The organism is Chryseobacterium sp. HR92 (genome assembly GCF_045689405.1).
Taxonomy (GTDB): Bacteria; Bacteroidota; Bacteroidia; order Flavobacteriales; family Weeksellaceae; genus Chryseobacterium; species Chryseobacterium viscerum_A.
On record NZ_CP139139.1, the window covers coordinates 4,340,785 to 4,362,530 of the forward strand.

Here is a 21,746-nt window from a genome sequence, read left to right on the forward strand (position 1 = left end):
AAAATAAACTATGAAAAATAAAGGATGTTTGGGCGCCGGAACAATTGGTATTGCCCTACTTATCATTGTTGCTGTTCTATTCTTCTGGGGAAAAAGCGGATATAATAATTTCGTAACCAAAGAACAGACAGTCAACACAAAATGGTCAAACGTAGAGACTGTATATCAGAAAAGAGCGAACCTTATTCCTAACCTGGAAAGAACTGTAAAATCATATTCAAAATTTGAACAGGAAACTTTAACGCAGGTTGTGGAAGCACGTTCTAAAGCTACTTCTATCAACATTGACCCTACAAACATGACTGAGGCTGACATTGCTAAGTTTCAGGCAGCACAGGGTGAACTATCCGGAGCATTGAGCCGATTGATGGCCGTAGTAGAGTCTTATCCTAATTTAAAAGCAGACCAGCAGTATATCAACTTCCAAAGAGAATATACCGCTATTGAAAACAGCATCAGAACAGAAACTGTTTATTACAACGAAGCTGCACAGGATTACAACACCTCTATCAAGACTTTCCCAAATAATATTCTGGCGAATTTCACCAACTTTAAAGAAAAACCTTATTTCAAAGCTGACGCAGGAGCTCAGAAAGCCCCTGAAGTATTCAAATAAATAATGGGTAATTTCCTAACAAATCAACAGATCGCTTCCCTAGTGGAAGCGATTCAGTCTGCGGAAGATCATTCTACGGGAGAGATCAGGGTACATATTGATTCCAATACGGATAGCCGTGATGCCAAGACGGCGTTTGAGGTTTTCAAAAAACTCGATATGGACAAAACTGCTGAAAGGAATGCTGTTCTTTTTCATGTCAATTTCGAACAAAAATATTTAACCATTATTGGAGATATCGGAATCCATGAAAAGGTAAAACAGTCTTACTGGGATCACCTTCACGACTATATTACTGCTGAATTTGCCAAAGGACATTATTACCAGGCACTGAAAAGTGCTATCCTGGAAACAGGACTTGAACTCAAAAAACATTTTCCTGTAGAAGGAGAAAATCCAAACCAACTCTCAAATGAAATTACGTTCTCTTAAAATAGTATTTTCATTTTTATTGCTTTGCTTTTACACTTTTGTATCAGCACAGTATACTATTCCCGAAAAACCTGCCGTTCTTTATCCTGTTTTTGATGAAGCCAATCTGCTTTCTCAGCAGGAAAAAGATGCCCTTAATAATAAACTGATCAAGTTTGCAGATACTACCTCAACGGAAATTGAAGTAGTGATCATCCGCTCTACCAAAGGAGAGGATATCAACTTTCTGGCGACCATGTTTGGCCAGAAATGGAAAATCGGAAAAAAAGGGGTGGACAACGGTGTCGTTTTCCTTATCGCAACAGAAGACAGAACAATGTCTATCCAGCAAGGACGTGCTGTAGAACAATACCTTACCGCTTCAGTAGCAGGACAGATTTTAGATTATATTGTAACGCCTAACTTTAAGAAAGGGCTTTGGTACGATGGAATTAATGGGGGAACTTCCGCCATTATGGAGGCTGTTCAGGGAAAATTCAAACCTGTAGCGACAACGGCTCCTTCCGGTAACGGGAGCGCTTTTAAAGTTCTTATTATCGCTTTTATTATTTTCATCATTATTGCCATACTTTTCGGTAACAGAGGAGGTGGACGTGGTGGAAATAATGATGATGATGATGATGTGATCATTACAAGAAGAGGACGTAGAAATTATCCCGGTGGTTTCTTCCCATTCCCTGGCAGCTTTGGAGGCGGCGGCTTTGGCGGTGGAAGTTCCGGCGGCGGTGGTGGCGGATTCGGTGGCTTTGGCGGTGGCGGAAGTTTTGGAGGCGGTGGTGCATCCGGCGGATGGTAAATCAGTCAATCATTTTTCAAATATATAACAGATCAGGTCATCACGACCTGATTTTTTATTTAAAAACCTAAAATAACACAGATTCTTTAACTTTTCTTAATGTTAAATTGATCTTTTCATATTAAAAAATTAACAAAAGCACCAAAAACCCAACTTTTATTCAATATTTTTCACTATATTTACTGAAAACAGGATTATGAAGAAGACGCTGGTAGTATTTGCACACCCTTATCTGGAGCACTCCAATTCGAATGTAGAGCTCATCAATTTCTACGTTCGCCACCAGCATTATACCCTAAGAGATCTTTACGAAGAATATCCTGACTTTCATATTGCAGCTTTCCGGGAAAGAAAGCGCCTTAAAAATTACGAACGCTTTGTTTTCCAGTTTCCCCTGATATGGTTTGGAATGCCTCCCCTTCTCAGATTATGGATTGATGAAGTTTTCGACAGAGACTGGCTGAAAGAAGGTGAGCACAATCCCCTGGAAGGAAAAGAAGTCTATATCCTGGTAACCACCGGCGGAAAAGAAAGATCATTCAGCAAAACCGGCACCTATCAATACACCATAGATGAGCTGATCAGCGGACTCATTGTTTCTTTAAAGGTTTTCAAAGCAGATATCAAGCATATCAAGATCGTATACGAAGCCAACAAGCTGTCTAAAAAAGAAATTATCCTACATAAAAAAGAATTTACAGAACTCCTCAATCAATAATCTATGGAATCCAGCTTAGCGATGAACACATTAATTTTCCTGGGTGTAGCTATTATTATGGTTCCATTAGCCAGGAAACTGGGGTTAAGTTCTGTAATCGGCTATATTTTAGGGGGAATTATTATAGGACCTTACGTACTTAAACTTACTGGAAACAATGTCAATGACATCATGCATGCCAGCGAGTTTGGGGTCATCATGTTGTTATTTCTGGTAGGACTGGAACTCGAGCCCCGAAAATTCTGGGAAATGCGAAAGAAAATAATGGGTTTAGGACTTTCTCAGATGGCACTCACTATTTTATTACTTTTCTTAATATTCATCAGTGTAGGCTGGAGGGTAGACAAAGCAATTACTATTGCCATGTGTTTTGCATTATCTTCAACGGCAATTGTTCTGCAGACATTGCAAGAAAAGAATAATCTCAAAACCACAGCAGGAGAAGCCTCATTCTCGACCTTACTGTTTCAGGATATTTCGGTAATCCCTATTTTGGCAATACTGCCTATTGTAGCGAACTATAAAGCCAAGCACCATGATAATGAAATTCAGATTCTGATCCAGAAACTACCGGAGTGGCTTCAGGCCGGGACTGTAATTTTCGGAGTTGTCCTGCTTATTTTATTAGGCAGATATGTCTTTGTTCCTTTTCTGCGCTATGTTTCAAAATCGGGAATGACAGAACTGTTGACAGCCTCTTCCCTATTCCTTGTTATCGGGGTTTCGGAACTGATGGTTGTTATTGGTCTTTCTCCCGCATTAGGAGCTTTCCTTGCAGGTGTAATGCTCGCCAACAGTGAATTCCGGCATGAGCTGGAAGCACAGATCGATCCATTCAAAGGACTGCTGTTAGCCGTTTTCTTCGTTAGTGTAGGATCAACTATCAATTTCAATGTTATTCAGAAAGATCCATTATTTATTTTCAGTACTGTTTTTGCTGTACTGGCTGTAAAATTTATTGTTCTATACACTATTGGAAAGTTTTTCAGGATAGATACTCCTCAAAGTTTTTTTTATGCATTTGCTCTGTCTCAGGTGGGAGAATTTGCATTTGTACTGCTTAATTATGCATCGGATCTTTATCTTTTAGGACCCGAAATGAATGCTCAAATGATGGCTGTTACTGCAATCACTATGTGTATCACTCCAATTCTTTTGATCATTAATGAGAAGTTTATTACGCCAAAATTCATCAAAGAAATTCCGGAAGAAGAACATGATTATAATATTCTCGACAGTGATGTTGTTCAAAAGAAGATCATTATTGTAGGTTTTGGGCACTTTGGAAGTACAGTGGGACGTCTTTTAAAGGCCAATAAAATATCAGCTACTGTGTTAGATCGTGATTCTGACCGTGTAAAACTGCTCAGAAGCTATGGATTTAAAGTTTATTATGGTGATGCTACCAGAATTCCTATTTTAAGAGCTGCCGGAATTGAAGATGCTGAAATTTTGGTTTTGTGTCTGGATGATCCGGATGATAATAAATTTATTGCAGAATTGGTACGTGAACATTATCCTGAGGTGAAAATTTTTGTGAGGGCAAAAAACAGGATTGATGCGTATGATTATCTTAACAACGGAGTTAATCATATTTACCGTGAAACATTAGGAACAGCAGTGGATATGGCTGTTGATGTACTTCATGAAACGGGAATGAGAAAATATGCAGCAAGGCGTATGGGACAAAGGTTTATGGCTATTGATAAGGCATCCATCAGAAAACTGGCAAAAATGAAAGAAAATGATGAAGATATTACCCTGTTTACCACAAAAGAAATCCTCCAGCGAGAGGAGGATTTATTAGCATATGATAATCTTAATTTTGATAATAAAAATTGGGAGGGTTCTTCATCTGCCGATGAAGAAGATGAGGAAGAATCCCGGGATTAGTTTATTGGATGTTTACACTTCCGCCACTGCTTTCTTCTTTGCTTACATTCTTAAGCTCTCCTTTTTTAGAGATATCCACACTTCCACCGGATGATGCACCTGCCTTCACACTGGAAACGGCACTTATGTGAATGCTTGCACCGCTGGAAGCATCTGCTTCTACATTCTCAGCGATAACCCCTTTAGCAGAAACACTACTGCCTGAAGATGCACTGATATCAGCCTTTTTCGCTTTTCCGGAAATATCCAGAGTGGATCCTGATGAAGATTCAATATCTAGGTTTACTGCCCATATTTTACCATCGAAGCTACTGCTGCTGCTTATATTGATATCCATATCATTAGCTTCCAGATCTCCGGAAATACTTCCTGCACTTGATGCTTCTACATCTGTTTTCTCCTGAGTAAATTTATCTTTTATGATAATCCTCGCAGCTGAATCAGCAAGAAGTTTATTAAAATCTTTTGTATAAATTTTTGCAGTCACTTTACTGATATTCATTACTCTGATACCAGGTTTATAATGAATATGCAACTTTCCGCCATCATTATCTACAAGAATTTCATTGATGATACTTTGAGGTGCTGATATTTCCACTTTTTCTGTTTCAGATTTTATAATTTCAGCTTCTATCGCCTGGGAAACCTGAATTTCATCAAAATCTCCGTTAAATTCTTTATGCTGTATCGGGCCGCTTTCTTTGGTCACCACTTTCTCTACCCAGTTACTTCTGTCTCCATCTCTATCTCTGTTTCTGTTCTCATGTTTATCATTACATGAGGCTAATGCCGCTAAGGCTGAAAAAATAAATAAAGTCCTTGTTTTCATGCTTATTTCTTTTGTTAATTATTTTTTTTGATTTCTTTAATTAAATAACAACTAATTTATAAAAAATATTACATTACATTTAAAAATACTGCAATTGTCTGCAATCCAGATTTTTCAGAAAGAACCTGATACCCCCACAATGCTTAACTTATTCATTTTAAAATCACTCACAAAACTGTTTCAGTAAATACATCTCCCAAAATAGATTCTATGATACAAGTTTTTAATATCTTTATGCTTTAATAACAACTATATTTATGAAGAATATTTCATCGGTATTATTAATTTCTGCCTTGGCGTTCAATCAATCTTGTACTACAATGAAACAGACCGATATTCAACAGGAGCTTCCTGCACCTGATCCCTCTTTATCTTCAAACCCTTTTATGAAGAAAAGCAAGCTTCAGTACGAAGCTCCGGAGTTTGACAAAATCAAAAATGAGCACTTCAAACCTGCTTTTGAATATGGTTTGAAGCAGCACGAAGCTGAAATTGTAAAAATTGCCAACAATCCGGCTGCCCCTACTTTTGAAAATACAATCGTGGCACTGGAAAAAAGTGGTGAAGTATTAAGAAGAGCACAAATTGTATTCTCTAATCTTACAAGTGCGAACACAAACCCTACTTTGCAGGCTTTGGATGAAGAATATGCACCTATTTTTGCTGCACATTCTGATAAACTGTACCTGAATGAAAATCTTTATAAAAGAATACAAGCCATCAAAGAAGATGGTCTTGATTCTGAAAGCAAAAGACTAGTACAATATTATAAGCAGAATTTTGAAATCGCAGGAGCTAATCTTTCTGCAGCTGATAAAGAAAAATTAAAGCAACTTAATCAGGAACTGGCTTCCCTTTCTACACAGTATTCCAATAAATTATTGGAAGCAAGAAAACAGGGAGGTGTATTTTTCTCTGATGCAAAAGAACTGGACGGACTTTCTGCTGATGAAATTGCAGCGGCAGCAGCTGATGCTAAAACGGCAGGACAGCCCGGAAAATACCTTCTGGCTTTACAAAATACAACACAGCAGCCTCTTCTTCAAAACTTAAAAAACAGAGCTACCAGAGAAAAGCTGTTCAAAGCTTCATGGACAAGAGCTGAAAAAGGAGATGCCAACGATACGAGATCAACCATTGAAAAACTGGCTAAACTGAGATTGAAAAAAGCTCAGATTTTAGGAAAGAAAAACTTTGCTGAATGGAAACTTCAAGACCAAATGGCAAAAACACCTGAGGCCGCTACTAATCTGATGAACCAGATTGCAACTCCGGCAGTGGAAACAGCCAGACGTGAGGCCAAAGATATCCAGGATCTTATCGATCAGCAAAAAGGAGGTTTCAAAGTAGAGCCTTGGGACTGGAACTTCTATGCTGAACAGGTAAGAAAAGCTAAATTTGATCTTGATGAAAGTGAAATAAAACCTTACTTTGAAATCACAACAGTTCTTGAAAAAGGTGTTTTTTTCGCTGCCGAAAAATTCTACGGACTGACTTTCAAAAAGAGAACGGACCTTCCTGTTTACCATCCAGATGTTGTAACGTATGAAGTTTTTGATCATGATGGAAAATCTATCGCGATTTACTATTTAGATTTCTATACCAGAGATTCTAAAAACGGTGGAGCATGGATGAGTAATTTTGTTGAGCAGTCTTATTTATTAGGAACAAAACCTGTAATCGTTAACTGCTACAACTACCAGAAACCGGCTCCTGGCAAACCTTCATTAATCAGTTATGATGATGTTTCAACCATCTTCCATGAATTTGGCCACTCTATTCACGGGATGTTTGCCAGCCAGAAATATCCTTCTCTTTCAGGAACAAATGTACCAAGAGATTTTGTAGAATTCCCGTCTCAGATCAATGAGCACTGGGCTTTAGATCCTGTGGTTCTGAAGAATTATGCAGTACACTATGAGACTAAGCAACCTATTCCACAGGCTTTGGTAGACAAGATCAAAAAAGCATCTACCTTCAATCAGGGATACATGACTACTGAATTGGTTTCTGCCGCCGAGCTTGATATGGATTGGCATACAGTAAGCAACGACAGCCAGTTTATTCCAGTTCTGGATTTTGAAAAGCAGTCTCTAGCCAGCCATGGGTTTAATTTAGCAACGGTTCCACCAAGATATCACACTCCTTATTTTGCACACATTTGGGGAGGTGGTTATTCTGCAGGATACTATGCTTATTTATGGTCTGAAACATTGGATAATGATGCATGGGAATGGATCAGTAAAAATGGTGGATTAACCAGAGAAAATGGTGACCGTTTCAGAAAATACATCCTTTCCGTAGGAAATTCTGTAGACCTGAATCAGGCATTCAGAGACTTTACAGGACACGACCCGGATATCAAACCTTTATTAAGAAACAGAGGTTTTATTAAATAAATCAATGGGAAGCATTCTTTAATCAGAATGCTTCTTTTTTATGTTTTGGCTAAGGCCGATGGATTTTTCTTTGTTCATTTTTTAACGGGCTTCCTTCGTCTCCACTCAGGATTATAGCCTGTTCCTATTGAATTTTACTATTTTTGCAGTTCAAAATTTAAAATACAATATATGAACTGTCCATGCTGTTCAGGAAAATCCTACGAAGAATGCTGCAAACCTTATCATACCGGAGAAAAACATGCTCCTACAGCTGAAGCTCTGATGCGTTCAAGGTTCTCTGCTTTTGCTATTCCGAATGGTGAATATCTGATGGAGACTACCCTTCCGGGAAAAAGAAAATACCACAACAAGAAAGACCTTCAGGAGTGGGGAGAAATCAATCAATGGACAAAACTGGAAATCATCCGGACTCCCACTTTAAATCACGTAGAGTTTAAAGCTTATTATACAGATCAGGATGGTCATCCGCAAATTCATCATGAGTTTTCTCTTTTCCAGAAAATGCATGAACGCTGGTATTATGTTTCAGGAGAATTTTTAGATTAATAAACGGATATAGAAAATGTAATGCTTTGTGTATAAAACCACCCCGTCAAAAATTTCTTTGAATTTTTGCTACCCTCCGGAAGAGGGGAATGCCAAGCATTCAATAACTATTGTAACCTTATAAATAAAAATAAGCCACAGAATTATCCGTGGCTTATTTTTTTATCTAAAAAATGTCCGAAAAAACGGACATTTATATTATTTTTTAGTGAGCTTCGTTTCCGTCAATTCCGTGAGCATGACCATGAGCCAACTCTTCTTCTGTTGCCGGGCGAGTGTTTAGAACTTCCACCTGGAAATCTAAAACTTTTCCTGCCATTGGATGGTTAAGATCTGCTATTACTACTTCTGGTGTTACTTCTACCACAAAAGCCTGGAAATTATTCCCCTGGTTATCAGACAAAGGTAAAATAGCTCCAACCGGTGGAGTTCCTGATTCTTTAAACATCTCAATCGGCAATTGTGCGATAGCATCCGCCTGTCTTTCACCGTAAGCTTCTTCAGGTTGAATAGTAAAATCAGCTTTATCACCAGCTTTCAAACCTAAGATATTTTCTTCAAACTTTGGAATCATCATTCCTACACCATACAAAAATGTAAGTGGATTTTCTGCTGTTGTTTCTTCTACAAGGACTTTAGTTCCGTCCGCTTCGATAGTGTGAAGAATGTAACGTACAGCTACAACGTGATTGTTTTCGATTGTCATATTTTTTATTTTTTTCGTGATTGCGTTTCACGATTAATGTTACAAATATACTATTTTTTGAAATGATTCAATGAGCTTGGAAGCTGGAGGACGGAAGAAGGAAGCTATGAAAGGCATACGAAAAATATATCTTCTTTTTACAGTCTTTATTTTTTTCTACTCTCCTCTCTTTTTTTCTGTCTCAGCATAAAGAGATACAGGCTTTCCACTTTTGTTCTTGCCCAGGGTGTTTTTCTTAAAAACTTCAGAGAAGAGTTGATGCTTGGATTGTCTGTAAAACATTTTATATTGATCTGTTCGCCTAGTCCTTCGAAGCCTTTATAGTATTCTACAAGTTCTTCAAGGATAGCATCCAGTCTTTTTCCATGTAAAGGATCTTTGGACTGTTGTTCCATCTTTTTTTTACAAAATTAATTTATTATAAGTTTATACGGAAATCCACCACACTTCTTCTCTTTTTGTTTCTTATTTTTGAAGAAGCTATTTCTTACCCATAAAATTATTCTGTACAAAGATATGAGCAAAAATAACGATGCAAACAGGAAAAAAAATAAAAAGAAAATTGACCAGAAAAAGCGTAAAATACAAAATGCTGAGGCAGAAAGGAAAACACGTTTAAAACAAATTCTGGAAGATTTCAAAGCAAAAGAATCTGATAATCAACCATAGAAATCGTTGATTACTCAACTTACTTTAAACAATAATAAATTTATGAAAATTCTGCATACAGCCGACTGGCATTTGGGAAAAAGGCTGGACCGCTTTTCACGACTGGAAGAGCAAATTCTGGTAATGGAAGAGATTATAGGCATTGCCGACGAGGAACATGCAGATCTTATTCTCGTTGCAGGTGATCTTTTTGATAATTTTAATCCAAGTGTAGAAGCCGTTGAACTTTTTTATAAAACATTAAAACGTTTATCTCTGAACGGAAAGCGTCCTGTAATTGCTATTTCAGGAAATCATGACTCTCCCAGCCTAATCAATGCTCCCGATCCTTTAGCAAAGGAATGTGGAATTATTTTAATAGGTCATCCTAAAGCTGAAATCACTCTCTTTGGTACAGAATATTTCAATATTACCAAATCTAAGGAGGGTTTTATAGAACTTAAAATTGAAGGTATTGATTTCCCTGTAAGAATTCTTCACACCCCTTTCGCTAATGAGATCCGTCTAAAGGAATATTTTGGCGAAAATAAAGAGGAAGAAATCAACAAAGTTCTTTCTCAGACATGGAAAAATCTTGCTGATCTGTTTTGTGATGATTCCGGAGTGAATCTTCTGACCGCTCATTTGTATATGAATAAAAGAGGTGAAGAAATTCTGGAAGAACCGGAAGGAGAAAAACCTATTAAAATCGGAAATGCAGATCTGATTTTTTCGGACAGTATTCCTGAGCAGATTCAGTATACAGCACTGGGTCATCTCCATGCTTTTCAGAATATCGGAACGAAGGAAAAACCTGTTATTTATTCATCTTCTCCCCTTTGTTACAGTTTTAGTGAAGCCGGACAGACGAAGTACGTTTCTATTATTGATGCAGAACCGGGAAAAGCAGTTTCTTACGAGAAAAAAGCACTGAAAAGCGGAAGAACTTTAGTCAGAAAAACATTTACTTCCATCGAAGATACAGTTCAATGGCTCGGTGAAAATCCGAATACCTTTATTGAGCTTACTCTGGAAAGTGAGACTTTTTTAACAGCTGATGAAAGAAGATTAATTTACCAGTCTCATACCGGAATTGTTCATCTTATTCCCAAAGTCAGAAATCTGGAATTGGGAGAAAATCAAACCCATGAAATTAATTTAAGTCAGGATATTGATATCTTATTTAAGGATTATTTTAAATCTAAAAACGGCGGGCAGGAAGCCAATGAAGAACTGATGAATTTGTTTAACGAAATTTTAAATGCATAAGCCATGATTCCTGTTCAATTAACTATCGAAGGACTTTACTCGTATCAGGAGCGTCAGACTATTGATTTCAGAAACCTTACTGAAGCAGGACTCTTTGGTATTTTCGGGGCTGTGGGTTCTGGAAAATCATCGGTTCTTGAAGCCATTTCGTTTGTCTTATATGGAGAAACGGAACGTCTGAACATGCGTGATAAAAGAGCTTATAACATGATGAATTTAAAATCAAACAGTTCTTATATAGAATTTGATTTTATAAATTATGAGAATAAACTTTTCCGTGCTACCAGGGATTTTAAGAGAAATTCGAAGAAATTTGAAGAGGTAAAGCCTAATGCTGTTACTTTCTATGAAAATAGTAATGGTAAATGGATTCCTCTGGATCATTCAAATGCGGAAAAGATCATTGGATTAAGCTACTCCAACTTCAAAAGAACCATTATTATTCCGCAGGGACAGTTTAAAGAGTTTCTTGAACTGGGTGCTGCAGAAAGAACGAATATGATGAAGGAGATTTTTAATCTTCAGAAATTTGACCTTCAGAATAATGTTTCTGCACTTCATGTAAAAAACAGATCTGAACTGGATCAGCTGGAGGGGCAATTAAAAGGTTTTGAAGAAATCAATGAAGAGAGAATCAAAATTCAGAAAGAACACCTGGCAGATGAACAGAAACTACTTTCCGAGTCCAATGAAAAACTGGAAAAGATTTCCCACATTTATCAACAGCTGAAAAACTTAAAAAGCGACTTTGACAGTTTACAGCAGAATAAGGAAAAATTCAGCAAACTTTCTGAAGAAAAGCCCCAGATGGATGCGCTGGAAGCACAGGCAGAATTATACGATCGTACTTTCCGGCTTTTCAATCCTTTAATTATTGAGAAAAATAAACTCTCAAAGGAGATTTCGGACAAACGAAACGAGAAAGATCAGCAGATCAAAAACAAGCAGGAAACTGAAAAGGCATTTACTATCATAAAGGAACAGCTTACTGCTCTTGAACCACAATTTAAGGCATTGGAGCAATCAAGAATTCAGGAAAACGATTTGAACCTCATCATTCAGGTTCTTAAGTTTACTGAAGAAATCAAAATTCTGAATGAAAGAACACAGAAAGGTTCCGAAAAAGTAAAAGAAGTAGACCTCAATAAAGAGAAAATTCAAAAAAAGATTGATGAACTTTCAGCACAAATAAAAACTTTAAAGGAACAAAAGCTTGATTCTGCGCTGCTTTCTGAAGTGAGCAATTGGTTTATTCAGCAAAAGAATCTAAAAAAATCACTGCAGGAACAAACCGAAAAGATTGAGAAACATCAAAAACAGATCGGAGAAATTGCAGAAGAATTAAAGCCTTTTGCTTATACCGAGAATTATAAAGAAGAGTTCAAAAGCAGGAAAGAAGCTTTAGAAACAAAGAAAAAGGAATTTTCACAGAAACTGGATCATCTTAAAATTCAAAAAGAACTTTCCCGTTTTGCCAGTGAACTTCATGACGGTGAAAACTGTCCTCTTTGTGGATCTAAAGAACATCCGAATATTGTGGAATTTCATGATGTAAATACTGAACTGCAGGACACTCAAGAGAAAATAACATCCGTAGAACAAGAAATAACAGCGCTTCAAAAGCAGGAAGCAGAAATTGATAAAATTCTGGATCGTAAAAAAATCTTTGAGGAACAACTTCTTTCTGAACAGAAGATTGTTCTTCAGATTCAAAAAGATATTAAGATTCATATCCTGAATTTCATTTGGAAGCCATTCTCTCCTGATCAGGAGGAAGAGTTTGAGAAAAAACGTTCAGACTCATTTACTTTAGAAAGAAAGATTGAAGAAACGGAACGAAGCATTGCTTTGGAAAGAGAAAATCTGGAAAAGGAAACTAAAACTCTGGAAAAGTATAAAAGTGCCCTAGAGGCTTTCCGTCTGGAAGAAGTTTCGAAGCAGGAACAAATCAATATCAGCCGTTCCGGTCTTAAAATACTGGACTGGAATCTGTATGTCCAAAAGAAAAAAGCTGAGATTGAAGAAGTGTATCAGAAACTGATACAATCCAATAAAGAAACCGAAGAAAATTACCAAAGGGCTTTACAACAAGAAAAAGTTCTTTCTCCGAAACTGGCAGAGCAAAAAGCCATTGTCAGCCAATCTGAAAAACAAATCACCAAACTTGAACAGGAAATTTCCGGTAATGAAAAAGCTATTCTGAACACTTTAGCGGATCAAAATTTCACAGAATTTAAAGAAGTTGAGAGTGTTTTACTTCAGGAAATCGATATTCAACTGGTGAGAGCCAAAATTCAGAATTTTAAAGTTGAGTTTGAAGCTTTAAAGAAATTCATTGGAGAACTGGAATTGAAGCTGAAAGGTCTTTCATTCGATAACGAACAGTTTTCTCTGGCTGAACAGCAATTTGTTGAAGCGCAAAGTGAGCAGAAAAAAATCAGTGATTCTGTAGTGACTAAAACAGCAGAAATAAACCGATTGGAAAAAGAGTTTATGAAAAAAGAAACTCTTTTAAAAGAACTTGCAAAACTGCAGAAACGCTCAGAAAATTTAAAACTCATGATGAACCTGTTTAAAGGAGCGGGTTTTGTACAATATGTTTCTTCTATTTATCTGAGACAGCTTTGTGATCATGCGAATGTTCGTTTCCACAGGATGACTAGAAACCAGTTGAGCCTTCAGCTTAATGAAAATAGCGATTTTGAAATCATAGATTACCTCAACGAAGGAAAAAGCAGGAGTGTAAAAACCCTTTCGGGCGGGCAGGCTTTTCAGGTATCGCTAAGTCTTGCTCTGGCGTTGGCAGAAAGTGTTCAGGCCAATGCACAGGCAGATAAGAACTTTTTCTTTATTGATGAAGGTTTTGGAACTCAGGATACAGAATCTGTGAATATTGTATTTGAAACCCTCACCAATCTGATGAAAGAAAACAGGATTGTAGGAATTATCTCTCACGTTGAAGAGCTGAAAGAGAAAATTCCTACAGCTCTCAATATTATTAAAGACGAGGAAAGAGGAAGTCTGATTGAAATTGTATAATTAATCTTAAACCCTCAAAAGACATTCAACTAAGGCTGTCTTGAAAATTTATGCATGAAGAATCAATACAGCCTTCACAGATTTGTTCAGGATCTCATCTACGGTACTACCGGAGAATAATCGGTAAATAATATTGTGATTGTGTTTTACCAGACATAAAATATCTGTTTTATTGGTTTCTATGAAATCAATAATTCCGCTTGATGGTTTATCATCCTCAACGTAATGAAAGGTGATTTCCACAGAAGAAAGCTGATCTTTTAATTTCTTTTCTCCATGTTCTATGGTTCTAGCAGCTGTATCTTTGTCCGAAATATGAAGTACTTCCAGCTTTTTAGGATCGGAAACTTTAAGGATCTGGTTCAATGCCTTTACATCCCTTACGGATAGTTTTGTGGTTTTATAATCAGCAGCCAGCGTGATAACAGGTGTTGGATGAAGTATACTTTCCGCAGGAACGATTAAGGTAGGAATCCGCATTTTGCTAATGGCTAAACTGGCATTGCTTCCTATAATTCCTTTAATGCCTGTAGCTCCCGTCATTCCCATTACTAAAAACGATACATCATTATATTCGATGTATTTTGTAATGACATTTCTTAAAAAGCCAACATCACAAACGGTTTTAACCGGAATGTCTTTATATTCGCTGTTATTACAGAAGGTTTCTGTCCATTCTTTCAGAGCAGATCTTTTTCTTGCATAGTAATCTTCAATAAAAATGGCGTTGTATGTACTATTGTTGATGCCTTCCGTAGGATGAATGGCATTCAGCACCGTTACTTTCATCTTTAAGGTTTTGGCGAGAGACAGAGCATACAACAGAGCATTACCTGCGTTGTTGGAAAAGTCTGAGGCAACTAATATTTGTTTCATTTTTTTTCGGTTTTAATAATAATCACTGAACTAAAAAATCTGCTGCTAAATAAACAGATGGAAACATATAAATAACAGTAAAGATAATACAATAGACACAGGTAAAGTAAGCACCCAGGCAAGACCGATACTTTTTAATGTAGCCGGATTAAGGTTACTTTTACCACCGGAAGCCACCATAGAACCAGCGATACCACTTGACAAAACGTGCGTGGTACTTACCGGCAATCCCAGAAATGTACTGATACCGATAGTAGATGCGGCAACAATTTCGCTGGAGGCACCCTGGGCATAATTCAAATGTTCATTTCCTATTTTTTCACCAATGGTTACTGCAATTCTCTTCCAGCCTATCGTAGTTCCCAATCCGAGAGATACAGAGATAATAATAATGACCCATAGAGGAGCAAATTCGGTTAATTTTTTAAGTTCAGAAATCTGGCTGGTGAGCATTGCCCTGCTGGATTCGTCAATAGCTATGGCTTTATTTTCATTCAGTTTTTTCAGAGAATCAACAAGGTTGTCTACCTGTTTTCTAAATCTGTAGGTAGCCGCTTTGTCTTTTTCATTCTTATGGATCAGATTCTCTTTTACATTTTCAACAGCCAGGTTCAATGTCTTAAATTCAGCTGTATTTTGAGTATTTCGGGCAGCTGCAGCCTGTAATGTATGTTCCGTTGTATTCAGGATAGAAATAATCTTATCGTTAGGAATATCATGATTAATTGCGAACTGAGCAGGCATGAAAGCAATCAGGATCAGCATAAAAAGCCCTACTCCCTTTTGTCCGTCATTACTACCATGAAAAAAGCTTACTAGAGTACAGGTTGTTACTAAAATGGCTCTTATAGTAAAAGGAGGTTTGTCATTGGCTCCTGTGGGAATATGAAAAAGTGTTTTATAACGGATTACATATTTAAAAAACCACATCAGCAGGACAGCTAAACAAAATCCTACAATAGGGGATAAAATGAGCGACATTCCAATTTCTTCAGCTTTATGCCAATTCACTCCTCCGCCATAATACCAGGTAAATCCTAAACCGGCACCAATCAAAGCCCCAATCAGAGTATGAGAACTGGAGCAAGGTATTCCAAAATACCAGGTTCCCAGATTCCAGATGATTGAAGCCAGTAGAACAGCCAAAACCAAAGAGGCTCCTACAGCAATTGGCAGCGTGATGAGCGTATCCATAGGGACCAGTTTTAAGATTCCCATCGCAACGGCAATTCCTCCAGTAAAAACTCCTAGAAAATTCCAGAAACCAGACCACGGAATTGCAATAACAGGTTTAAGAGCTTTGGTATAAATTACGGTAGCCACAGCATTGGCTGTATCATGAAAACCGTTTACAAACTCAAAAGCCACAACGGCTACCAGACACAGGATGAAAATAATGACAAGGCCTGTACTGAGATCCGGATCCACTGAAAAAAATAGGATATTGTTTAAAAGCATGGTTTTTTGTTTAGATTTTGGAATAACTGGACCAACAGAACGTCCAGAATGTTGAAAAATGAAACCATCGGAAAGGTATCATAAGAACAATTTTTTGAATAGTAATAGGCTTTAGAACATCCAAACGACCTTTTGAGCAAACCGGCTGTGGAAATAAACAGTTTGTCACCAGTACAATACAGAGTTTGTATCATGCGGATTATAGACAGGTCAATCATTAATAGCTATCGCTTTGTTTCATCACTGTAAAGAAATGAAGTTTAAAAGATTACGATGTTAATAAATGATTAACTGTTTATTACATTTAAAAATATGAGAATAAAAAAGGAGACCTTTTTCTGGTCTCCTTGTCATATCTGTAAACGTTCCTGTTATAATCCTTGTACAGCAGGCTTCACTTCTTTTCCGAATAGTTCAATAGATTTCATCATCACATCATGCGCAGGATCTCCCACATCCATATGTCCGATAAATCTGGTGATTCCGAAGATCTCCTTCATATAAGCAATTTTGTCTGCTACTTCTGCCGGACTGCCGATAAACAATGCTCCATCTTTGCTTCTTCCACCATCATACTGTGCTTTTGTGTAAGGAGCCCATCCTCTGGAAGACCCAATTCTGTCCATCTGAGATTTATAATTATGAAAATATCCATCTACTACTTTTTGATCGTCGCTCACAAAAGTATGTGAGTGAACAGCAATCTGCATTTTCGAAACATCATGCCCTGCTTTCTGGTATTCCTGTTTATAGAATTCGATCAGATTTCTAAATTGAATCGGCATTCCTCCAATAATGGCTACCACTAAAGGCATTCCAAGCTGTGCTGCACTTAAAACAGACTGCGGAGTTCCTCCAACAGCTCTCCAGATTGAAAGCTTTCCATCATTTTTTGCTCTTGGATAAACAGTTTGGTTCTCCATCGGAGCACGAAGTTTTCCAGACCAGCTTACGTTTTCCTCAGAATTGATTTTCAGTAATAATTCTAATTTTTCGTCAAATAGCTGCTCATAGTCATTCAATGAATAACCATACAGCGGAAATGACTCTATGAAACTTCCGCGTCCCACGAAGATCTCTGCTCTACCGTCTGAAATAAGATCCAGCGTAGAAAAATCTTCATATACTTTTACCGGCTCCGAAGAACTTAAAACAGTCACCCCACTGGCTAGTTTTATATTTTTTGTAATACTCGCTGCCGCTGCCAATACGATCTCCGGAGAAGAAACAGCATAATCCGGACGGTGGTGTTCTCCCATAGCGAAAACATCGATTCCTACCTCATCCATTAATTTTACCTGATCCAATATTTCACGGATCTTAATTCCTGCATCTCTATATTTTCCGGTGGACTGGTCTAAAGCCAAATCCCCGAACATTCCTATTCCTAATTCCATATTGTTGATTTTAGTGATACAAAAATACCACTATGAAAGATCAAAAACATTGATGTTTGGTAAGATCGAAAAGTTGTTTTTTAAAACACAAATAACACTAATTTATCACTAATAACACGGTATAGTCATTGCGAGCAAAGCGAAGCAATCTAAATTTAGCATAATACAATAAGGTTAAGGTAATGTTCAAAAAAAATCCAGCCTTGTTTTCGGCTGGATTGTATTATTATTTCTTCAGATACAAATCAAAATAATCTGTGATTTTCTGCATCAGGTGAACTCTGTCTTTCCCGATCACATTATGCGGATGTCCCGGATATGTAAAGTAATCCAATTGAACTCCGTTATCAACAGCTGACTTGATAAATTTAATAGAATGCTGCCATACTACTACATCATCCTGCGCTCCATGGATCATCAGTAATTTTCCCTTCAGGTTCTGAACTTTATCCAAAAGATTAGCTGTTGCATATCCCTGTGGATTTTCCTGTGGAGTATCCATATATCTTTCTCCGTACATGATCTCGTACATGCTCCAGTCGATTACCGGTCCTCCTGCTACTCCTACTTTGAATACATCCGGCTTACGAAGCATGAAACTTGTCGTCATAAATCCTCCGAAGCTCCATCCATGGATTCCCATTTTGTCTCCATCTACATAAGGAAGAGACTTTAAGTACTCTACTCCTTTCATCTGGTCATTCATTTCTGTTGTCCCCAGATTTCTGAATACAGCCTGCTCAAATTTTAGTCCACGGTTAGAAGAACCTCTTCCGTCCATTGTGAAAATGATATACCCGTTCTGAGCCATATATTCATACCAAAGATTTCCTGAAGCCGGGAAAGTATTTGTGATCAGCTGCAAGTGTGGTCCGTTATACAGATAAACAATGGTTGGATATTTTTTATTCGGATCAAAGTTGGTTGGAAGAATGATCTTTCCGTACAAAGGAGTTCCGTCGTCAGCCTTCAATGTTACATTTTTAATTTCCGGTCTCTGATAATTTTTTAATGGATTTTCAGAAGTGAGGATATTAGTAGTTTTTAAATTAGCTGTATTGATAATGTTGGCAACTCTCGGTGAATTGGCATTGCTGTATGCATCATACAGATAGTTTCCGTCACTGCTCAATGTTCCAATGTGCATTCCTTCTTCATTGTCCAGCCTTTGCATCTTGAAGTTGGTCCAGTTGATTCTATACAAATGTCTTTCTAAAGGCGTGTCTTTTGTTGAAGTAAAATAGATTTCCTTTTTCTTTTCATTGAATCCTAAAATATCTGTTACCAGCCAGTCGCCTTTTGTGATCTGTGCTACCAGTCCTTTTTCCAGGCTGTAGTGGAACAGGTGATTGTATCCCGTTCTTTGGCTCTGCCAGATGAAGTCTGTGTTAGAATTCGGGAAGAAAGTAAGTGGATGCTGTGGTTCAACATATTTACTGTCTGTTTCTTCAAATAACGTTTTCACCAATTCTCCCGTAGCAGCATCATATTGATTCATTTTCATATGATTCTGACCTCTGTTTAAAACAGCTACAAAGATGTATTTTGAATCCGGGCTCCATGTAACAGCCGTCAGATATTGGTCTTTCTCACCTTCCACTTTTAAGAAAGTAGTAGCTTGAGTTTTAATATTGAAAACTCCTAATGTCACCTGGTGAGAAGTCTGACCAGCCATTGGGTATTTAATATTATGATTTACAGCAGGAGTTACAGACCAGTCGATGATCGGATAATCCGCTACCATGCTCTGATCCATTTTATAGAAAGCTACACTTTCTGAGTTCGGGGCAGGAAAAATTCCGGTATCAATACCAAATTCATTTCTGTGAACAGCCTGTCCGCTAATGATATTTTCATTCGTTTCGTTGGTTACCGCAATGGTTTTCCCGTTTCTGCTTACAAATAAATTATTCTTTGCTGTGAAAGCGAAGGTTTGGCCATCACCAAACATTTTTACATTCGCAGCATCCTGATCAACCGCAGCCGTATTTTTTACTTTCCAGTCATTTCCTGATTTCTCGATCCACGACATTTTACCACCTGTAGTAAAATAGCCATTTGAATTCCCTGTAAACTTGATTGGCGGAACAGCTTTCAGCTTATCATCGGAAAGGTTTCGGTTTAGCTGGCTCAACGAGATCAGAGTATCCTGTTTATTGGTTTTCAAATCTGTAATCAAATAACCGCCTTTTACTGCCTGGATGTAAGATTTCCCGTCTGCAGCCCATGAAAACTGGGAAATATTTTTCACGGCAAGGTTGGTTCTCATTCCATTTACAGCCTCTGCCATGGTAAACTTCTGATTCTGGGCAAATGCTGAACTGCCTAGAACCAGCATCAATAAAGAAAATTTATGTAATTTCATTGTATAAAATTGAATCCATCAAAAATAAGAAATAAAAACCATTCGTTAAGAAATGTTAAATTAAAACATTCATAAAATGGAATTCATGCACTAAAAGAAATTATTTCTTAACTTAATAGTAGAATTTTTAAAGAGATTAGGATAGGTGAATTGTGAATAGTCAATCCGCTGCGCTTGTCAATTTTTAATTATGGGAAATGTATAGTATTCACTTGCGAAGCAAAATTGACCATTGACAAAAAAATCTCATTTCTTATCCTATATCAATGACTTGTATATGTTCTCTATCCTAAATTTGCATTATTAATAACAAACAAAAAATACAAAATACAATGGCAACAAAATGGATTTTAGACCCTACGCATAGTGAAATTACTTTCAAAGTAAAACACATGATGATCTCTAACGTAAAAGGAAGCTTCAGAACTTTCACTGCTGAAATTGAATCTGAAGACGAATTCTTTGCAAATGCAAAAACTACTGCTACGATCCAGACGGATTCTGTATTCACAAACAATACAGACAGAGATAATCACTTAAAATCTGCAGAGTTCTTCAATGCTGAAGTACACCCTACAATCACTTTTGAATCTCAGGCATTAAATAATGCTATCGTTGGAAATCTTACCATCAACGGAATTACAAAACCTGTAACTCTTGATGTAGATTTCGGAGGAATCAACGTAGACCCATGGGGAAATACAAAAGCAGGTTTCTCTTTTGAAGGAAAAATCAGCAGAAAAGATTTCGGATTAAACTGGAATGCAGCTCTTGAAGCAGGAGGTGTAATGGTAAGTGATGATGTGAAAGTAGCTGGTGAATTACAGTTTGTAAAACAAGCATAGTAAATAACATATATTACAAAAGGTTCAGGGATTTTCTAAAAGCCTTGAACCTTTTATTTTTTTATAATCTTCAATATTTATGAACCTCAACGATCTTCAAAACATAAGCGACGGTTTTAAAAGCACACAGAGAATGCCTGTTTTATTTCTTGGACATGGTTCACCGATGAATGCCATTGAAGAGAACCAATTTGTACAGGGTTTCCGAAAAGCAGCCTCTGAAATTCCTAAACCTAATGCAATTCTTTGTATTTCTGCTCACTGGTATACAGCCGGAACTTTTGTAACCGCTATGGATATGCCGAAAACCATCCATGATTTTTATGGTTTCCCGAAAGCACTTTTTGATGTGCAGTATCCTGCTCCGGGAAGTCCGGAGCTGGCAAAAGAAACTGCAGAACTTCTGCTCCCGATTGATGTGGAAGAAGACCACAGCTGGGGACTTGATCATGGTGCATGGTCTGTGATCAAACATATGTATCCTGATGCCGACATTCCTGTTATTCAGCTGAGTATAGACCATACAAAATCTCCCCAGTATCATTATGATCTTGCCAAAAGGCTGAACAAGCTGCGTGAAAAAGGTATTCTGATTATTGGAAGCGGAAATATTGTTCATAACCTCCGTCTTATCGACTGGAAAAATATAAATACAGTAGGAGCCGGCTGGGACTGGGCTATAGAAGCCAGAGAAAAAACCAATAATTGGCTTCTGGATGGAAATTTCCAGCATATTATTGATTATCAGAAACAGGGAACTTTCTTACAATATGCTGTTCCTACACCTGATCATTATCTGCCTTTATTGTATACTTTAGGGCTGAAAGATCAGTCTGAGGAACTTACTTTATTCAATGATGAGCTTATAGGAGGATCATTGAGTATGACCAGTGTAAGAATCGGATAGCCTG

Annotated in this window: 19 protein-coding genes; 12 read left to right on the forward strand and 7 right to left on the reverse strand. The window is 37.4% G+C overall.

Annotated features, from left to right (window positions below; genetic code table 11):
* Positions 1-10 precede the first annotated feature (10 nt).
* The 5 genes from SFA27_RS19670 (at position 11) to SFA27_RS19690 (ending at position 4,455) form a co-directional block, all read left to right on the forward strand.
* The gene (locus SFA27_RS19670) at positions 11-616 is read left to right on the forward strand and encodes a LemA family protein (protein WP_047377718.1); all 606 of its coding nucleotides are present in this window, start codon (positions 11-13) and stop codon (positions 614-616) included.
* A 3-nt stretch (positions 617-619) separates the two neighbouring features.
* A complete protein-coding gene (locus SFA27_RS19675) occupies positions 620-1,048 on the forward strand; it encodes a TPM domain-containing protein (protein ID WP_185097844.1) in 429 nt (142 codons plus the stop codon).
* The gene (locus SFA27_RS19680; RefSeq protein WP_407294393.1) at positions 1,029-1,844 is read left to right on the forward strand and encodes a TPM domain-containing protein; all 816 of its coding nucleotides are present in this window, start codon (positions 1,029-1,031) and stop codon (positions 1,842-1,844) included. Before SFA27_RS19675 ends, SFA27_RS19680 begins: the two co-directional genes overlap by 20 nt.
* A gap of 196 nt (positions 1,845-2,040) precedes the next feature.
* The gene (locus SFA27_RS19685; protein WP_034693331.1) at positions 2,041-2,562 is read left to right on the forward strand and encodes an NAD(P)H-dependent oxidoreductase; all 522 of its coding nucleotides are present in this window, start codon (positions 2,041-2,043) and stop codon (positions 2,560-2,562) included.
* A 3-nt stretch (positions 2,563-2,565) separates the two neighbouring features.
* Positions 2,566-4,455: a monovalent cation:proton antiporter-2 (CPA2) family protein gene (locus tag SFA27_RS19690; protein WP_407294396.1), complete on the forward strand. Its 1,890-nt coding sequence runs from the start codon at positions 2,566-2,568 to the stop codon at positions 4,453-4,455.
* Between the two features lies 1 nt (position 4,456).
* Here SFA27_RS19690 and SFA27_RS19695 read toward each other — a convergent pair whose 3' ends face one another.
* Positions 4,457-5,284, reverse strand: a complete 828-nt coding sequence (locus SFA27_RS19695) for a GIN domain-containing protein (RefSeq protein WP_047377714.1) — start codon at positions 5,282-5,284, stop codon at positions 4,457-4,459.
* Between the two features lie 257 nt (positions 5,285-5,541).
* Between SFA27_RS19695 and SFA27_RS19700 the strand changes: the two genes are divergently transcribed.
* Both SFA27_RS19700 and SFA27_RS19705 read left to right on the forward strand, forming a co-directional pair.
* Positions 5,542-7,683, forward strand: coding sequence for a M3 family metallopeptidase (locus SFA27_RS19700; protein ID WP_047377713.1), 2,142 nt, complete (start codon positions 5,542-5,544; stop codon positions 7,681-7,683).
* Between the two features lie 171 nt (positions 7,684-7,854).
* Positions 7,855-8,232, forward strand: a complete 378-nt coding sequence (locus SFA27_RS19705) for a YchJ family protein (RefSeq protein WP_264519187.1) — start codon at positions 7,855-7,857, stop codon at positions 8,230-8,232.
* A 205-nt stretch (positions 8,233-8,437) separates the two neighbouring features.
* Here SFA27_RS19705 and SFA27_RS19710 read toward each other — a convergent pair whose 3' ends face one another.
* Both SFA27_RS19710 and SFA27_RS19715 read right to left on the reverse strand, forming a co-directional pair.
* On the reverse strand, positions 8,438-8,938 hold the full coding sequence (locus SFA27_RS19710; RefSeq protein WP_407294399.1) for a peptidylprolyl isomerase: 501 nt from the start codon (positions 8,936-8,938) through the stop codon (positions 8,438-8,440).
* Between the two features lie 146 nt (positions 8,939-9,084).
* The gene (locus SFA27_RS19715; protein WP_047377710.1) at positions 9,085-9,333 is read right to left on the reverse strand and encodes a VF530 family protein; all 249 of its coding nucleotides are present in this window, start codon (positions 9,331-9,333) and stop codon (positions 9,085-9,087) included.
* A 121-nt stretch (positions 9,334-9,454) separates the two neighbouring features.
* On the opposite strand from SFA27_RS19715, the gene SFA27_RS19720 reads away from it, so the two are divergent.
* Genes SFA27_RS19720 through SFA27_RS19730 form a run of 3 tightly spaced genes read left to right on the forward strand, consistent with a single transcriptional unit; the run spans position 9,455 to position 13,894 of the window.
* Entirely contained in the window at positions 9,455-9,607 is a 153-nt protein-coding gene (locus SFA27_RS19720) for a hypothetical protein (RefSeq protein ID WP_407294401.1), read from the forward strand.
* A gap of 42 nt (positions 9,608-9,649) precedes the next feature.
* The gene (locus SFA27_RS19725; RefSeq protein ID WP_407294403.1) at positions 9,650-10,855 is read left to right on the forward strand and encodes an exonuclease SbcCD subunit D; all 1,206 of its coding nucleotides are present in this window, start codon (positions 9,650-9,652) and stop codon (positions 10,853-10,855) included.
* A gap of 3 nt (positions 10,856-10,858) precedes the next feature.
* The gene (locus SFA27_RS19730) at positions 10,859-13,894 is read left to right on the forward strand and encodes an SbcC/MukB-like Walker B domain-containing protein (protein ID WP_407294405.1); all 3,036 of its coding nucleotides are present in this window, start codon (positions 10,859-10,861) and stop codon (positions 13,892-13,894) included.
* Positions 13,895-13,942: 48 nt separating this feature from the next.
* Here SFA27_RS19730 and SFA27_RS19735 read toward each other — a convergent pair whose 3' ends face one another.
* The 4 genes from SFA27_RS19735 to SFA27_RS19750 all read right to left on the reverse strand — a co-directional run bounded on the left by SFA27_RS19735 (position 13,943) and on the right by SFA27_RS19750 (position 19,990).
* Positions 13,943-14,770, reverse strand: a complete 828-nt coding sequence (locus SFA27_RS19735) for a universal stress protein (protein WP_047377707.1) — start codon at positions 14,768-14,770, stop codon at positions 13,943-13,945.
* 45 nt (positions 14,771-14,815) lie between these two features.
* On the reverse strand, positions 14,816-16,228 hold the full coding sequence (locus tag SFA27_RS19740; RefSeq protein WP_407294408.1) for an inorganic phosphate transporter: 1,413 nt from the start codon (positions 16,226-16,228) through the stop codon (positions 14,816-14,818).
* A gap of 371 nt (positions 16,229-16,599) precedes the next feature.
* Entirely contained in the window at positions 16,600-17,625 is a 1,026-nt protein-coding gene (locus SFA27_RS19745) for an LLM class flavin-dependent oxidoreductase (RefSeq protein WP_407294410.1), read from the reverse strand.
* 226 nt (positions 17,626-17,851) lie between these two features.
* Positions 17,852-19,990, reverse strand: coding sequence for a DPP IV N-terminal domain-containing protein (locus tag SFA27_RS19750; RefSeq protein ID WP_407294412.1), 2,139 nt, complete (start codon positions 19,988-19,990; stop codon positions 17,852-17,854).
* Positions 19,991-20,322: 332 nt separating this feature from the next.
* On the opposite strand from SFA27_RS19750, the gene SFA27_RS19755 reads away from it, so the two are divergent.
* Positions 20,323-20,835 carry a YceI family protein gene (locus SFA27_RS19755; protein WP_047377704.1) on the forward strand — a complete coding sequence of 171 codons (513 nt, stop codon included), beginning with the start codon at positions 20,323-20,325 and terminating at the stop codon, positions 20,833-20,835.
* Positions 20,836-20,914: 79 nt separating this feature from the next.
* On the forward strand, positions 20,915-21,742 hold the full coding sequence (gene ygiD / locus SFA27_RS19760) for a 4,5-DOPA dioxygenase extradiol (protein ID WP_264519195.1): 828 nt from the start codon (positions 20,915-20,917) through the stop codon (positions 21,740-21,742).
* The last annotated feature ends 4 nt before the right edge of the window (positions 21,743-21,746 follow it).

Excerpts from the sequence above, each read along its gene's own strand:
- ygiD (WP_264519195.1), top strand. The coding sequence starts at position 20,915 with ATGAACCTCAACGATCTTCAAAACATAAGCGACGGTTTTAAAAGCACA.
- SFA27_RS19720 (WP_407294401.1), top strand. The coding sequence starts at position 9,455 with ATGAGCAAAAATAACGATGCAAACAGGAAAAAAAATAAAAAGAAAATT.
- SFA27_RS19700 (WP_047377713.1), top strand. The coding sequence starts at position 5,542 with ATGAAGAATATTTCATCGGTATTATTAATTTCTGCCTTGGCGTTCAAT.
- SFA27_RS19690 (WP_407294396.1), top strand. The coding sequence starts at position 2,566 with ATGGAATCCAGCTTAGCGATGAACACATTAATTTTCCTGGGTGTAGCT.
- SFA27_RS19705 (WP_264519187.1), top strand. The coding sequence starts at position 7,855 with ATGAACTGTCCATGCTGTTCAGGAAAATCCTACGAAGAATGCTGCAAA.
- SFA27_RS19750 (WP_407294412.1), bottom strand. The coding sequence starts at position 19,990 with ATGAAATTACATAAATTTTCTTTATTGATGCTGGTTCTAGGCAGTTCA.
- SFA27_RS19670 (WP_047377718.1), top strand. The coding sequence starts at position 11 with ATGAAAAATAAAGGATGTTTGGGCGCCGGAACAATTGGTATTGCCCTA.
- SFA27_RS19735 (WP_047377707.1), bottom strand. The coding sequence starts at position 14,770 with ATGAAACAAATATTAGTTGCCTCAGACTTTTCCAACAACGCAGGTAAT.
- SFA27_RS19740 (WP_407294408.1), bottom strand. The coding sequence starts at position 16,228 with ATGCTTTTAAACAATATCCTATTTTTTTCAGTGGATCCGGATCTCAGT.
- SFA27_RS19710 (WP_407294399.1), bottom strand. The coding sequence starts at position 8,938 with ATGACAATCGAAAACAATCACGTTGTAGCTGTACGTTACATTCTTCAC.
- SFA27_RS19745 (WP_407294410.1), bottom strand. The coding sequence starts at position 17,625 with ATGGAATTAGGAATAGGAATGTTCGGGGATTTGGCTTTAGACCAGTCC.
- SFA27_RS19680 (WP_407294393.1), top strand. The coding sequence starts at position 1,029 with ATGAAATTACGTTCTCTTAAAATAGTATTTTCATTTTTATTGCTTTGC.
- SFA27_RS19685 (WP_034693331.1), top strand. The coding sequence starts at position 2,041 with ATGAAGAAGACGCTGGTAGTATTTGCACACCCTTATCTGGAGCACTCC.
- SFA27_RS19715 (WP_047377710.1), bottom strand. The coding sequence starts at position 9,333 with ATGGAACAACAGTCCAAAGATCCTTTACATGGAAAAAGACTGGATGCT.
- SFA27_RS19755 (WP_047377704.1), top strand. The coding sequence starts at position 20,323 with ATGGCAACAAAATGGATTTTAGACCCTACGCATAGTGAAATTACTTTC.
- SFA27_RS19675 (WP_185097844.1), top strand. The coding sequence starts at position 620 with ATGGGTAATTTCCTAACAAATCAACAGATCGCTTCCCTAGTGGAAGCG.
- SFA27_RS19725 (WP_407294403.1), top strand. The coding sequence starts at position 9,650 with ATGAAAATTCTGCATACAGCCGACTGGCATTTGGGAAAAAGGCTGGAC.
- SFA27_RS19730 (WP_407294405.1), top strand. The coding sequence starts at position 10,859 with ATGATTCCTGTTCAATTAACTATCGAAGGACTTTACTCGTATCAGGAG.
- SFA27_RS19695 (WP_047377714.1), bottom strand. The coding sequence starts at position 5,284 with ATGAAAACAAGGACTTTATTTATTTTTTCAGCCTTAGCGGCATTAGCC.